This window comes from Mesorhizobium sp. P2_E10, assembly GCF_056404235.1.
In genome coordinates this window covers 254,442-267,632 of record NZ_JBFUEK010000003.1, presented here as the reverse complement: position 1 = coordinate 267,632, position 13,191 = coordinate 254,442, and the positions used below count along the sequence as shown (strand labels likewise).

Sequence of the window (13,191 nt, the reverse complement as noted above, 5' to 3'; positions counted from 1 at the left end):
CGGAATGCAGGACGGAACGGGTGGAAGCAGTGCCTTAAGCAAATCCGGTCTCTCCTCGCTAAGGACCGGATGGACCAGCAAAGATCGCATGCTACAGTCCCGGTCAGCAGACCTCATTGACGCCCGGGATACGGAGAACATCCACGGTACTCGTCAATCACAAAGAGCGTTCGTAGTTACAAAAAACACAGGGGAAAGGGTTAAACCCATGAGCATCAATTATCGCATTCTCGACTTCATCCGGCGCAGCCGCTCGCCGCTCGAAAACCACCTGATCGACGGACTGGTCGATGGCCGGGTCAGCCGCCGCGATTTCATCCGCCACGGCAGCCTGCTCGGCCTGTCGCTGCCGCTGCTCGGCCGCATCGGCGCTGCCGCCGGCTTCGGCGCCATGCCGTCGCTGGCCCGTGCCGCGGGCGCAGCCGGCGCCACCATCCGCGTCGCCAGCAGCGTGCCCGCCGCGGCGATCGACCCGGTGACCATCGCCGATGCCGGCGGCTTGGTGGTGCTGCAGCAGGTCGCCGAATTCCTCTGCGTCGACGGCCCGGACCTGGTGCTGCAGCCGTCGCTCGCCGAAAGCTGGAAGCCGAACGACACCGGCACGGTGTGGACCTTCACGCTGCGCAAGGGCGTGAAATTCCACTCAGGCGGCGAGATGAAAGCCGACGACGTGGTGGCCAGCATCGACCGGCTCGCCGATCCGGCGAACTCGTCCAATGCGCTGTCGGTGTTCAGCGGTATCCTGCAGAAGGGCGCGACCAAGAAGGTCGACGACTATACGGTGGAATTCCATCTCGATGCGCCGAACGGCAACTTCCCCTACATGCTGTCGTCCGACAACTACAACGCCGTGATCCTGCCGGCGAGCTACAAGGGCGACTACGAAAAGAGCTTCGACGGCACCGGGCCGTTCAAGCTCGAGAAATACACGCCGAAGGTCGGCGCGTCGTTCGTCCGTAATGATGGGTACTGGGGCGAGAAGGCGCTGCCCGATCGCACCGAGTTCACCTTCTTCGCCGACACGCAGCCAATGATCCTGGCGCTGCAGGGCGGTCAGGTCGACATCATCAACCAGCTGCCGGTGCTGGCCGGCGTCGGCCTGCTCAGCGATCCGAACATCGACATCATCAGCCTGAAATCGGTGGCGCATCAGCAGGTGCACATGCGCTGCGATTCCGATCCGTTCAAGGATCCGCGCGTGCGCCGCGCCATCGCGCTCTGCCTCGACCGCGACAAGCTGGTGGCCGGCCTGATGAAGGGCCGGGGCGTGGCCGGCAACGACAGCCCGTTCGCCTCCGCCTACCCCTCGACCGATCCGAGCGTGCCGCAGCGCAAGCAGGATATCGCCCAGGCCAAGCAATTGATGGAAGCAGCGGGAGCAGGTGCTGGCTTCAAGGTGACGCTGACCACCGAGCGCTATCTGGAAATCCCCGAATACGCCCAGCTGATCCAGAATTGGGTCAAGGAGATCGGCATCGAGCTCGAACTCAACATCCTCGACCAGGGCGCTTATTATGGCGATGCGGTGTTCGGCAAATCGAACTGGCTGGATTCGGTGATGGGTATCACCGACTATGGTCACCGTGGCGTGCCGAACGTGTTCCTGGCCGCGCCGCTGAAGAGCGACGGCACCTGGAATGCGGCGCACTTCAAGAACAAAGACTACGATACGCTGGCGACCAGCTACATCGCAGCCCTTGATCTCGAAGCGCAAAAGGCGGACGCCGGCAAGATCCAGACCCTGCTGCTTGAGGAAACACCCGTCCTGTTCGGCTATTTCTACGACTATCTGACGGCGACACTAAAAGGCGTCGCCGGCGTGCAGCCGACGGCCATGTCGCAGCTCTTCCTCAGCGGAGCATCGAAGGCCTGAACGGAAAGAGGGAAGCCGGAACTGCCAGCCCGGCGTTGGGGCTGGCAGTTAAGTGGCAAGGCGGGGCGCGCCCGCCTGACGTGTAACTTTGGCGTTGTGGGACTATCCATCGTTGACGTGTCCCAAGGAGTCCGAGGCCCTGCTCACCACCATGCATTGGGGGACATACGAAGTCGGTGCCGAGAACGGCAGGCTTGTCAGCGTCGAGCCATGGAGCGGCGATCCCGATCCATCGCCGATCGGCAGCTCCATGCTCGGCACCGTACAGGGAGACCTGCGCATTTCGCGCCCCGCCATCAGGCGCGGCTGGCTGGAGGGAAACAGGTCCGGCGCCAGTGGCAGGCGCGGCAGCGAACCCTTTGTCGAAGTCCCCTGGGAAACCGCGCTGGACGTCGTGGCGGCCGAATTGGACCGGGTTCGCGTCGAGCATGGGAATGCCGCGATTTATGCGGGGTCCTACGGATGGGCGAGCGCGGGGCGATTCCACCACGCCCAAAGCCAGGTCCACCGCTTCCTCAACACGATCGGCGGTTACACAAGCTCGGTGCTGAGCTATTCCTACGGCGCGGCCGAGATCATCCTGCCGCATGTGCTTGGCGGCACCGACGGCCTGACGGGCAATCATTCCACCTGGGACGGGATCGAGCGGCACAGCGAGCTCATCGTTGCTTTTGGCGGGCTGCCCTGGCGCAACGCGCAGATACAGGGCGGCGGTGCGGCACGTCACGAAGCAGCGGCCGCCTTGCAAAGGGCCGTCGGCAACGGCGCCCGGCTCATCAATGTTTCGCCCGTGCGCGACGATGCGCCGCGCGGCGTCAACACCGAATGGTTGCCGCTTCGGCCGAACAGCGACACCGCCCTGATGCTGGCTCTATGCCATGTCCTCATCGACGAGGGCCGTCATGACGAGACATTTCTGGCGCGATACTGCACCGGCCTCGAGGTCGTGCGGGCCTATGTCCTGGGAGAAACCGACGGCCAGCCGAAGAACCCGGCATGGGCCGCCGCCCTGAGCGGCGTTGCCGAGGAGAGGATTGTCGCGCTGGCCAGGGAAATGGCCGCCAAGCGCACGATGGTGATGGTCAGTTGGTCGCTGCAGCGCGCAGACCATGGCGAGCAGCCATATTGGGCGGCGATCACGCTTGCCGCGCTGCTCGGCCAGATCGGCTTGCCGGGCGGCGGGTTTGGCTTCGGTTATTCATCCACAAACGGCGCCGGACGACCGGAGATGGGATTTCGATGGCCATCCCTGCCGCAGGGCACGAACCGAGTGCCAGGCTTCATCCCTGTCGCGCGCGTGGCCGACATGCTGCTCGATCCGGGCGGCCCCTTCGAGTTCAACGGCGCCGCACTATCCTATCCCGACATCAGGCTCGTCTACTGGGCCGGCGGCAATCCATTCCACCATCATCAGGATTTGAACCGCCTCGTCGAAGCGTGGCAGCGTCCGCGGACCATCATCGTCCACGAACCCTTCTGGACGGCGACGGCGCGCCATGCCGACATCGTGCTGCCGGTCACGACACCGCTGGAGCGAAACGATCTCGCCTTTTCGAACCGCGAAAACCTCGTGGTCGCCATGAAACAGGCGATCGATCCGGTGGAAGAGGCGCGCGACGACTATCGGATCTTTGCCGACCTGGCGACACGGCTTGGTGTGCGCCAGGCCTTCACCGAAGGGCGCGATGCCAAAGAGTGGATCCGCCTGCTCTATGGCCAGGCCAGGGACAATGCGGGGGCCGCCGGCGTCGACATGCCGCCGTTCGAGCGTTTCTGGCAGGACGGCTACGCCGAGCTTGCCCGGCATGTCACCTCTCAGACATTGCTTGGCTCCTTCCGTGTCGATCCGGATCGGCACCGGCTGGCGACCCCGTCGGGCCGCATAGAGCTGTTTTCGCCAACGATCGATTCTTTCGGCTATGACGACTGTCCGGGCCATGCCGTGTGGCGGGAACCGCGGGAGTGGCTGGGCGGCGATCTTGCCAAGCAGTTCCCGCTGCATCTTTTGTCACCGCAGCCAGCCGACAAACTCCACAGCCAGTACGATCACGGGTCGGTCAGCCGCGCGGGCAAGGTGTCGGGCCGCGCGCCGTTGTTGATAAATCCAGCGGATGCCACCGCACGCGGCATCCTGGACGGAGCGGTCGTCCTCGTTTTCAACGATCGCGGATCATGCCTCGCGGGCGCCGTGCTGACAGATGGCCTGATCCCCGGCGTCGTGCAGTTGCCCACCGGGGCATGGTTCGACCCCTCGGAGCCAGCACAATCGCACAGTCTGGAAAAGCATGGTAATCCGAATGTCCTGACACCCGACCGGGGTACGTCGCGCCTTGCCCAATCGCCAACCTGCAATTCGACGCTGGTCCAGGTGTCGCGATTTATGGGAGCTGTGCCGCCGGTGACAGCATTCGATCCGCCTGCCACAGTGAGTTTGCCCGACGTGTCCGGCATGCCCGGGCCGAACGGTCTTCATAAGGAGTCCTAGCCATGCTCTCCTTTCTCGTCCGGCGTGTTTTCCTGTCGTTCGTCACGCTGTTCCTGCTCTCGATCATGGTGTTCCTGGGCGGCCAGGTGCTGCCCGGAAATGTCGGGCGCGCCATATTGGGGCCGTTTGCCGACCAGCGCGCCGTCGACACGCTCAATCATACGCTCGGCGTCGATCGTCCGCTGCTCACCCAATATGGCAGCTGGATCTGGAACTTCATCCAGGGCGACATGGGCACGTCCTATATTTTCCGCTCGCCGGTGGCGCCCTTCGTCATCGATGCGCTGGGCAATTCCATGAAGCTGGCGGCGGTTGCCTTCGTGCTGGTGGTGCCGATCGGCATTCTCGGCGGCGTCATCGCAGCGCTCAATCTCAACCGGCCGCTCGACCGCATCATCAGCCTCGGCGGTCTTTCGGTGACGGTGCTGCCGGAGTTCGTCACCGGCATCATCCTGATCCTGATTTTCGGGGTCTGGCTGCGCTGGTTGCCGATTTCCGCCGCATGGCCGCCCAACGCCGGCTTCTTTACCCAGCTCTATTATTTGATTCTGCCTTCGCTGCCGCTGTTCCTGGTGCTGTTCGGCTACATCGCCCGCATGGCCCGCTCCGGCATGATCGAGGCGCTGGATTCCGACTACACCAGAACCGCGGTGCTCAAGGGCCTGCCATGGCGAACGGTGATCTGGCGGCATGTGCTGCGCAATGCGCTGTTGCCGACCATCACCGTCATTGCGACACAGACCGGCTATCTCATCGGCGGCCTCGTCGTCATCGAAACGCTGTTTCGCTACCAGGGCATCGGCTCGCTGATCTTCACCGCGGCGCGCGGCAAGGATTTCCCGATCCTCGAAGCCGGCATCCTGACCATCGGCATCGTCTATGCGGTCGCCACTCTGGCCGCCGACTTCCTCTACTCCGTGCTCAATCCGCGGATACGGCTGGGGACAGACCAATGAGCACCACAGATGCCAGCCTGCCGACGCCTGACGATACCAACCGGCGCGGACCCATGGCCGAGGTTTTCTTTTCGCTGCTGCGCTCCGGCACATTTCTCACCGGCCTCGGCATCGTGGTGTTCTGGGTCGCCTGCGCGCTGTTCGGCGAGCATTTCGCACCTTACGATCCGCTTGCCGACGACATCATCAACGCGCTGGCGCCGCCTTCGGCCGAGCACTGGTTCGGCACCGACCAGATTGGCCGCGACGTCTTCTCGCGCGTCATCGTCGGCTCGCGCGACATCCTCACCGTGGCGCCGCTGGCCACCTTGCTGGCCACCATCGCCGGTACGGCGCTCGGCCTGTTCACCGGCTATTTCAGAGGCATCGTCGACGACATCATCAGCCGCATCCTCGAAGCCTTCATGGCGATCCCGGTGGTCATCGTCGCGCTGCTTGCCATCGTTGCGCTCGGGACGTCCAAGACCACGGTCATCGTGGTCATCGGCCTCAGCTTCGCGCCGATCATCGCCCGCACGGTGCGCTCGGCGGTGCTGGCCGAACGCGAGCTCGACTATGTCGCTGCCGCGCAGCTGCGGCACGAAAGCGCGCTGCACACCATGTTCGTGGAGATCCTGCCCAACGTCATCCCGCCGATCCTGGTCGAAACGACGGTCCGCCTCGGCTATGCGATCTTCGCCGTCGCGACGCTCAGCTTTATGGGTTTCGGCATCCAGCCGCCCTCGCCCGACTGGGGGCTGTCGATCTCCAGCAATTACGGCATGATCGGCGGCGGCTTCTGGTGGACGGTGTTGTTCGACGCGCTCGCCATCGCCTCGCTGGTGATCGGCGTCAATCTGGTGACCGACGGCGTGCAAGGGGCGCTCAATGACTGAGAAGGCCGCCAACGCACTCGAACTCTCAGACCTCTCCGTCGCCTACCGCGTCGGCGGCCGCAACCGCGCGGTGCTGCGCAACCTCAGCCTGACCATCGGCCAAGGCGAAGCCTATGGGCTGGTCGGCGAGTCCGGCTGCGGCAAATCCACGGTGGCGCTGACCGTCGTGCGCTACCTCCCCAGGAACGGCTCAATCACCGGCGGGGCGATCTCGCTCGACGGCCAGGACGTGATGAAGCTCGACGCCGAAGCGCTCAGGCGCGCCCGCGCGGAAAGCGTGTCGATGGTCTATCAGGACCCCGGCAAGGCGCTGAATCCGTCGATCCGCATCGGCCGCCAGTTGACCGAGATTTTCGAGCTTGGCGGCGTTACGGGACAGGCCGCCACCGACAAGGCAATCGCCATGCTGAACCGGGTGCGGATTTCCGATCCGGTCAGCGTCATGCAGCGCTATCCGCACCAGCTGTCGGGCGGCATGCAGCAGCGTGTGGCGATTGCCATGGCACTGGCCAACGACCCGACCATGCTGATCCTAGACGAGCCGACGACCGGCCTCGACGCGACGGTGGAAGCCGAAGTGCTCGATCTGATCGCACAGCTGCGCCAGGAACTGTCGGCCTCGATCCTGTTCATCAGCCACAACCTCGCCGTCGTCTCCAACATGTGCGACCGGGTCGGCGTTCTTTACGCCGGCATGCTGGTCGAGGAAGGACCGACGGAGGCCGTGTTCAACGATCCGCGCCATCCCTACACGGTGGCGCTGCTGCGCTGCCTGCCGCGCGGCGGCCAGCGCAAGGATCAGGGCCGCCTCGACACCATTCCGGGGTTCCTGCCTAGCCTAGGTGCCACGATCAAGGGCTGCGCCTTCGCCGATCGCTGCGCGCTGGCGACGGACCGCTGCCGTAGCGAATTGCCGCCGCTCTACGATCTTGGTGGTCGGCTGTCGCGCTGCCACTATCACGAACAGGCGCAGTCATTGCCACGCGCCACGCCAAGCGATGCGGTTGTCGCCGCGCCGAAGGCGGCAGCCGAAGCCGTATTGCGCGTCGAGGGGGTGAACAAGACCTTTGCCAGCCATGGCCATGCGCTGCGGGCGGTGAAGGATGTTTCGGTCAGCCTGAGGCCCGGCGAAACGCTCGGCCTGGTCGGCGAATCCGGTAGCGGCAAGACCACCTTCGCCAGGCTGCTGCTCGGCCTGGTGCCGCCCGACGAAGGCGGCAGGATCGAACTCGAGGGCAAGCCGCTGGCGCCGCGTCTGGACAGTCGCAGCGCCGACCAGATCAAGGCGATGCAGATCGTCTTCCAGAACCCGGATTCGGCGCTCAACCGCTCGCATTCGATCCGCCATCTGATCAGCCGGGCGCTGAAGCGGCTGGCCGGCTTGAGTGGCGCCGCATTGCAGGCCCGACTCGATGAACTCGTCCGTTCGGTGCGGCTTACCGACCGGCATCTCGCCGTCAAGCCGCGCCAGCTCTCGGGCGGCCTGAAGCAGCGGGTCGCCATTGCTCGCGCCTTCGCCGGCGAGCCGCGCATCGTCGTCTGCGACGAACCGACCTCGGCGCTAGACGTGTCGGTGCAGGCGGCGATCCTCAATTTGCTCGCCGACCTGCAGTCGAAGGAAGACGTCAGCTACATCTTCATCTCGCATGATCTGGCGGTGGTGCGATATCTCTCCGACCAGATCGCCGTGCTCTATCTCGGCCGCATCATGGAACTCGGGCCTTCCGAAAATGTCTTTGCCGGCCCGCATCACCCCTATACGGAAGCACTGCTGTCGGCGGTGCCCAAGCTCGACCAGACGGAGACGTCGCGCATTCGCCTCGACGGCGAAATTCCCAGCGCAACCCACCCGCCATCGGGCTGCGTGTTCCACACACGCTGCCCGCGCAAGATCGGCGCGATCTGCGAACAGCAGGAACCGCCATTGGCCGAGGCTGAGCCCGGCCATACGATCCGCTGCCACATTCCGTATGCGGAACTGGCGAGACTGCAGAAGCAGGTGGTGCAAGCGGAGCCGGCCTGACCGCGATCCCTACGCGGCTCAATCGGCCATCATGAAGGCACGGTCGCCTTCCGAAAACGACAGGCCGTAGCGCTCTGTCGCGCCCCCCTCTGTCCTGCCGGCATCAAAGGCTTTCCATCGCCGCGTAGAGTCCAACCCAGATTTGAATCCTGCCGCTACTGCCAAATTGCTGGTTGAAATATTGTTCATTTGGAAATAGGAATGTTCAAAATGATGATCTCGACGCTGCGGCGCGTCAGGAACTGGAGGAAGCGACATGTCCCATCCGCAATTTGCAGCGGAACTTTTGCAGCGCGCTGAAAGCCAAGGCCCGATCACCATCGGGCTGGCCGGCGCCGGGCAGATGGGCACCGATATCGTCGTTCAGGTCGCATTGATGCCGGGCATGCGGATCGGTGCCATTTCCGAGGTCAGGCCGCAAGCGGCGATCGACGCCGCACTGCTCGCCGGCCATGATCGCTCCGACATCGTGCAGGCAGCCAATGCCTCAGCGATCGACCGCGCCATCGAGGCCGGCAAGATCGCCGTGACCGAGGACCTGCATGCGCTGGCGTCGGCCGGCCGCATCGACGTCATCATCGACGCCACCGGCAATCCCAACATCGGCACGCTGTTTGCACTGGAAGTGATGAAGAACGGCAAGCATATCGTCATGCTCAATGTCGAGGCCGACATCACCATCGGCCGTTTCCTCAAGGAAGAAGCGCGCAAGGCCGGCGTCGTCTACACCGGGGCGGCCGGCGACGAACCCGCCTGCACGCTGGAGATCATCGGCTTTGCCAAGAGCCTCGGCTTCAACATCATCGCCGCCGGCAAGGGCAAGAACAATCCGCTGAAGATCGACGCCATGCCGGCCGACTACGAGAAGGAAGCGGCCGAGCGCAACATGAATGCGCGCATGCTGGTTGAGTTCGTCGACGGCTCCAAGACAGCGATCGAAATGGTGGCGATCGCCAACGCCACCGGGCTGGTGCCCGACGTGCCCGGCATGCATGGCCCGACGGCAACGCTCGACGAACTCGCCAGCGTGCTCTGCCCGCGCGAGGATGGCGGCGTGCTGCACCGCAAGGGCGTGGTCGACTACTCCATCGGCAAGGGCGTCGCGCCCGGCGTGTTCTGCATCATCGAGACGAGGCATCCGCGCGTGCTGGAGCGTATGGTCGACCTCAAGGTCGGCAAAGGCCCTTATTTCACGATCTTCCGCCCCTATCATCTGACCAGCCTGGAAGTGCCGCTGTCGGCGGCGCGCGCCGTGGTCTACAAGCGCGCCGACATGGAGCCGCTCGACCATCCGGTCGCCGAGGCGGTGGCTGTGGCCAAGAGCAATCTTGGCCAGGGACATTCGCTCGGCATGATCGGCGAGAACGACTATCGTGGCTTCGCCATGACCTGGGAGGACGCGCGCGCCAAGGGCGCCCTGCCGCTCGGCCTTGCCGAACGCGCCAAGGTGGTCAAGCCGGTCAAGACCGGCGAGTTCCTGACCTATGAAAATTGTGTACCCGACGATTCGATGGTGATAACCCAGATCCGCCGTCGTCTCGACCAGTCGGATGGACGGTTCGTGACCAACGCCGCCTGACGCCGCCGGATCTCCGCCTGATGAACGATGTCGTAATCGGGATCGACGCCTCGACGACGGCCGTGAAGGCGATCGCTTTCACGCGCGACGGCGAAGAACTGTTCCAGGCGCGTGAGTCCTATCCGCTTTCCAATCCGAGACCCGGCCATTTCGAGCAGGATGCCGAGCACTGGTGGACGGCGCTGCTCGGCGCGCTGAAGCAGGTTACCGAGGGGGTTGGTGCTGCGCGTGTGGCGGCGATTTCCATCGCCCATCAGCGCGAGACCTTCACGCTGATCGACCATGCCGGCAAGCCACTCATTCCCGCCATCCTGTGGCTCGACGAACGCGCCCGCCCGCAGGTGGCCAAGCTCTCGGCCGAACTCGGCCGCGAGGCCATCCGCGACTGGAGCGGCAAGCCGCCGGACCCGACGCCGGCGCTCTATGCCATTGCGTGGCTCGCCGAACACCAGCCGCAAGCGCTGAGCCAGGCGGCGGCACTTGTCGACGTGCACGGCTTCTTCGTTCACCGGCTGACCGGACGGCTGGTTACCAGCACAGCAAGTGCCGACCCGCTCGGGCTTCTCGCCGTCGCGAATGGCACCTGGCATCCCAAGCTTGTCGCGGCCGCGGGGCTGCGGCCGGAGCAACTGCCGGACCTTATCGCGCCGGGCGCCGTCTGTGGCGGCCTTGATGAAAGCGTGGCCGGACTGACCGGGCTGAAGGCCGGTACGCCTGTTGTCGCCGGCGCCGGTGATGGCCAGGCGATGGGCCTCGGCATGGGCGTCCATGGCGAGGGCAAGACCTATCTTTCGCTTGGTTCCGGCGTCGTCAGCGGCTGCTATTCCGGCGCAGTTACCACGTCGGATGCGTTTCGCACGCTGGTTTCGCCCACCGGCTCAGGGTTCATGCTGGAGACCGTGCTGCGCTCGGGCATGCAGTTGGTCGACTGGATCGTCCGCACCACCGGCTCGCCATCCGCGGCAGTGCTGGAGAAGGCGGCGGTCGATATTGCCAACGGCAGCGACGGCCTGCTGGTCATGCCCTATTGGGCCGGCGTGATGAGCCCCTATTGGGACGGTGCGGCGCGCGGCGCCATTGTCGGCCTGTCGCTCGATCACCAACCCGCGCATCTGTTCCGCGCGACGTTGGAAGGCATCGCCTTCGAGCAAGCCATCGCCACCGAGGCGATGGAAGCGCAGACCGGCGGCAAGCCGACAGCGATGATCGCCGCCGGCGGCGGCACCAATTCGGCGCTGCTGATGGCGATCATGGCCAGCGTGCTCGAACGGCCGATCTCGGTTTCGCCGGTCAACGAAGCCGCCGCCCTTGGCGCTGCCATGCTGGCGGCTTACGCGATCGGATGGTTTGCTTCGCCCGAGGCGGCGGCAGAAGCGATGACGGCTGCCCCCACCAGGCATGTCGACCCTGTCGATGATCTCGTGCCCTTCTACCGCGCCCGCAAGGCGATCTACCGCGACCTCTATCAGGCGACGCGCGACATCCACACAAGGCTCGCCAACGCCCCGGCGTGAGCCCCGCTCGCCGCCGATATTGCGTGTTGTCCAGCCAATGCTAGAATCGCTGGCTCATGAAGACAGCGTTTCATCTTGCGGCCCTGTTTTGGATTGTTGCCCTCTCCGCAGTCCCGATGTCGGCGCTCGCGCAAGACGAGCCGCCGGCCGACGCGCCGTTGCAGGTCTCGCTCGATATGGACCATGACGGCCGGATGGATCGCGCCGTGGCGGTGGAGGATCCCGACAGCGGCGAAGCGGTGCTTACCATCTACCTAGGCGCTGGTGACGAAAAGCTCGGTCCGTCGCGCAAGCCGACCTTCGTCAAGAAAGCCGTTACCGAGGGCCGGGTTCTCGAGCTCGCTGCCAAGGGCAAGGGTTCGCTGACCGTCACCTCCTGTTTCGGCTGTGGCGCCGGCAAATCATGGGAGGAGACGCTGACGATCGTCTATCGCGGCGGCAAATTTCTGGTCGCCGGCTTCAGCCGTTACTGGGACTGGAACGTGCAAAAGGCCGACGGCAGCGTCGAAACCACGCTCGGCAGTTGCGACATCAATTACCTCACCGGCAAAGGCGTCGCCTCGCAGGATCTGAGCGACGGCAAGCCGATCGCAGGAAAGTTCCCGCTGAAGTCTCTGGCAAACTGGTCGGCTGACAAGCGCCCCAAGCCCTGCGAATTTTGAAGCGCCTCTGCGGAAGACAACGCTCAGCCGTTGAGCAGGCCCTTGGCCGCATCCTCATCGGTGATCAGCACCGAAATCTTGTTGCTGGCGAGCGCTGCCCGCATGACGGCGATTTTTTCCTGGCCGCCTGAAACCAGGATGATGTTGGGAATCTCCGACAGATCCTGCAGCGGATAGGCACAGACCCGCCGATTGACCTCATGGTCGACCGGGCGGCCCTCGGCGTCGACGAAATGGCACAGAATATCGCCAACGGCGCCGGCGGCCTGCAATTCCTCGAGTTCGCTGGGCTTGATGAAGCCGTAGTTGGCGATCGGGCTCTCGTTGGAAAACGAGCCGACGCTGAGCACGGCGATGTTTGCCCGGCGCGCGCGAAAGACGACATCCTGAACGCTGCGTTGGCTCATAAAGGCGTCGCGCTGCTCGGGCCTGTCGGCATAGACCGGCACCGGCAGCAGAAAACACTCGGCGCCGATCTTTTCGGCGAACTCCCAGGCGCTTTCGGTCGGGTTGAGCGGTTGGGCGTGGGTGAGGCCACCCAGCATCGACACCACCGTCGTCCTGGCGATCGGCCGCCGCGGCAGTTCCTTGATGGCGAATTTCAGCGTCCGTCCCCAGCCGAGTGCGATGACATCGCCGGCATTCACATTGTCGGCCAGATAGGTGGCTGCGGCGTGGCCGATCATCAGCGGCGCATTGCTCCTGTCGGCGGCCGACGGCACCACGACGGCCTGGCTGAGTCCGAAACGCTGCTTCAGGCTCTCCTCCAGCACCACGCATTCGACGACGCTGTCGCGGATGCGGAACTGGACGATGCCCTCCTCGCGGGCGGCTGAAAGAATTCGATGCACCTTGATGCGACCGATGCCGAGGATTTCGGAAATGCGCTCCTGCGTCAGCCCCTCGACATAATAGTGCCACGCCGCCCGCGCCTTGAGCTCGGCGTCCGGGAAGCGCGAGGCCTTCTCGTTCTCCATCACCGCCATCTTTTTGTCCTCCCGCAGCCGTGCGTAGCGGCCCCATGCTTTTCAACCGGCATTTGCAAACGGAGCAACCGTCTGGGGTCCCTCGACCTATCGCCGCGCGAAATGAAACCCGAAATAGTCAACATTTACTTTGTCTTGGCCGCCCGCCGCTGTTCAGCCGGCTAAAATGATCGAAAGAGAAAATCCGCACTTAAAACTCGACATTCCGCGCCCTTTCGTAAGCCAAACCGAACTGCAG

Annotated in this window: 10 protein-coding genes; 8 read left to right on the top strand and 2 right to left on the bottom strand. The window is 64.3% G+C overall.

The window, feature by feature from the left end:
* Nucleotides 1–208: 208 nt before the first annotated feature.
* The 5 genes from AC1D0N_RS10185 (at nt 209) to AC1D0N_RS10165 (ending at nt 8,212) form a co-directional block, all read left to right on the top strand.
* On the top strand, nt 209–1,873 hold the full coding sequence (locus AC1D0N_RS10185; RefSeq protein ID WP_477243381.1) for an ABC transporter substrate-binding protein: 1,665 nt from the start codon (nt 209–211) through the stop codon (nt 1,871–1,873).
* Between the two features lie 151 nt (nt 1,874–2,024).
* A complete protein-coding gene (locus tag AC1D0N_RS10180) occupies nt 2,025–4,358 on the top strand; it encodes a molybdopterin guanine dinucleotide-containing S/N-oxide reductase (RefSeq protein WP_477244007.1) in 2,334 nt (777 codons plus the stop codon).
* Nucleotides 4,359–4,360: 2 nt separating this feature from the next.
* The gene (locus AC1D0N_RS10175; protein ID WP_477243379.1) at nt 4,361–5,314 is read left to right on the top strand and encodes an ABC transporter permease; all 954 of its coding nucleotides are present in this window, start codon (nt 4,361–4,363) and stop codon (nt 5,312–5,314) included.
* Entirely contained in the window at nt 5,311–6,189 is an 879-nt protein-coding gene (locus AC1D0N_RS10170) for an ABC transporter permease (RefSeq protein ID WP_477243377.1), read from the top strand. The genes AC1D0N_RS10175 and AC1D0N_RS10170 overlap by 4 nt, the downstream gene beginning before the upstream one ends.
* Nucleotides 6,182–8,212 carry a dipeptide ABC transporter ATP-binding protein gene (locus AC1D0N_RS10165; RefSeq protein WP_477243375.1) on the top strand — a complete coding sequence of 677 codons (2,031 nt, stop codon included), beginning with the start codon at nt 6,182–6,184 and terminating at the stop codon, nt 8,210–8,212. The genes AC1D0N_RS10170 and AC1D0N_RS10165 overlap by 8 nt, the downstream gene beginning before the upstream one ends.
* Before the next feature lie 18 nt (nt 8,213–8,230).
* Here the strand turns inward: AC1D0N_RS10165 and AC1D0N_RS10160 are convergent, their stop codons facing one another.
* Nucleotides 8,231–8,470, bottom strand: a complete 240-nt coding sequence (locus tag AC1D0N_RS10160; protein WP_477243373.1) for a hypothetical protein — start codon at nt 8,468–8,470, stop codon at nt 8,231–8,233.
* On the opposite strand from AC1D0N_RS10160, the gene AC1D0N_RS10155 reads away from it, so the two are divergent.
* The 3 genes from AC1D0N_RS10155 (at nt 8,469) to AC1D0N_RS10145 (ending at nt 11,967) form a co-directional block, all read left to right on the top strand.
* Nucleotides 8,469–9,791, top strand: coding sequence for an NAD(P)H-dependent oxidoreductase (locus AC1D0N_RS10155; RefSeq protein ID WP_477243371.1), 1,323 nt, complete (start codon nt 8,469–8,471; stop codon nt 9,789–9,791). The two genes, AC1D0N_RS10160 and AC1D0N_RS10155, sit on opposite strands and share 2 nt — an antisense overlap.
* Before the next feature lie 20 nt (nt 9,792–9,811).
* Nucleotides 9,812–11,305 (top strand): xylulokinase, encoded by a 1,494-nt coding sequence (locus AC1D0N_RS10150; protein WP_477243369.1) that lies wholly within the window; start codon nt 9,812–9,814, stop codon nt 11,303–11,305.
* Between the two features lie 116 nt (nt 11,306–11,421).
* Nucleotides 11,422–11,967, top strand: a complete 546-nt coding sequence (locus AC1D0N_RS10145; protein WP_477243367.1) for a hypothetical protein — start codon at nt 11,422–11,424, stop codon at nt 11,965–11,967.
* Nucleotides 11,968–11,990: 23 nt separating this feature from the next.
* Here the strand turns inward: AC1D0N_RS10145 and AC1D0N_RS10140 are convergent, their stop codons facing one another.
* Nucleotides 11,991–12,953, bottom strand: coding sequence for a sugar-binding transcriptional regulator (locus tag AC1D0N_RS10140; RefSeq protein WP_477243365.1), 963 nt, complete (start codon nt 12,951–12,953; stop codon nt 11,991–11,993).
* Nucleotides 12,954–13,191: the final 238 nt, after the last annotated feature.

Coding starts and splice junctions, on each gene's coding strand:
- AC1D0N_RS10150 (WP_477243369.1), top strand. CDS start 9,812: ATGAACGATGTCGTAATCGGGATCGACGCCTCGACGACGGCCGTGAAG.
- AC1D0N_RS10155 (WP_477243371.1), top strand. CDS start 8,469: ATGTCCCATCCGCAATTTGCAGCGGAACTTTTGCAGCGCGCTGAAAGC.
- AC1D0N_RS10145 (WP_477243367.1), top strand. CDS start 11,422: ATGTCGGCGCTCGCGCAAGACGAGCCGCCGGCCGACGCGCCGTTGCAG.
- AC1D0N_RS10185 (WP_477243381.1), top strand. CDS start 209: ATGAGCATCAATTATCGCATTCTCGACTTCATCCGGCGCAGCCGCTCG.
- AC1D0N_RS10170 (WP_477243377.1), top strand. CDS start 5,311: ATGAGCACCACAGATGCCAGCCTGCCGACGCCTGACGATACCAACCGG.
- AC1D0N_RS10140 (WP_477243365.1), bottom strand. CDS start 12,953: ATGGCGGTGATGGAGAACGAGAAGGCCTCGCGCTTCCCGGACGCCGAG.
- AC1D0N_RS10180 (WP_477244007.1), top strand. CDS start 2,025: ATGCATTGGGGGACATACGAAGTCGGTGCCGAGAACGGCAGGCTTGTC.
- AC1D0N_RS10160 (WP_477243373.1), bottom strand. CDS start 8,470: ATGTCGCTTCCTCCAGTTCCTGACGCGCCGCAGCGTCGAGATCATCAT.
- AC1D0N_RS10175 (WP_477243379.1), top strand. CDS start 4,361: ATGCTCTCCTTTCTCGTCCGGCGTGTTTTCCTGTCGTTCGTCACGCTG.
- AC1D0N_RS10165 (WP_477243375.1), top strand. CDS start 6,182: ATGACTGAGAAGGCCGCCAACGCACTCGAACTCTCAGACCTCTCCGTC.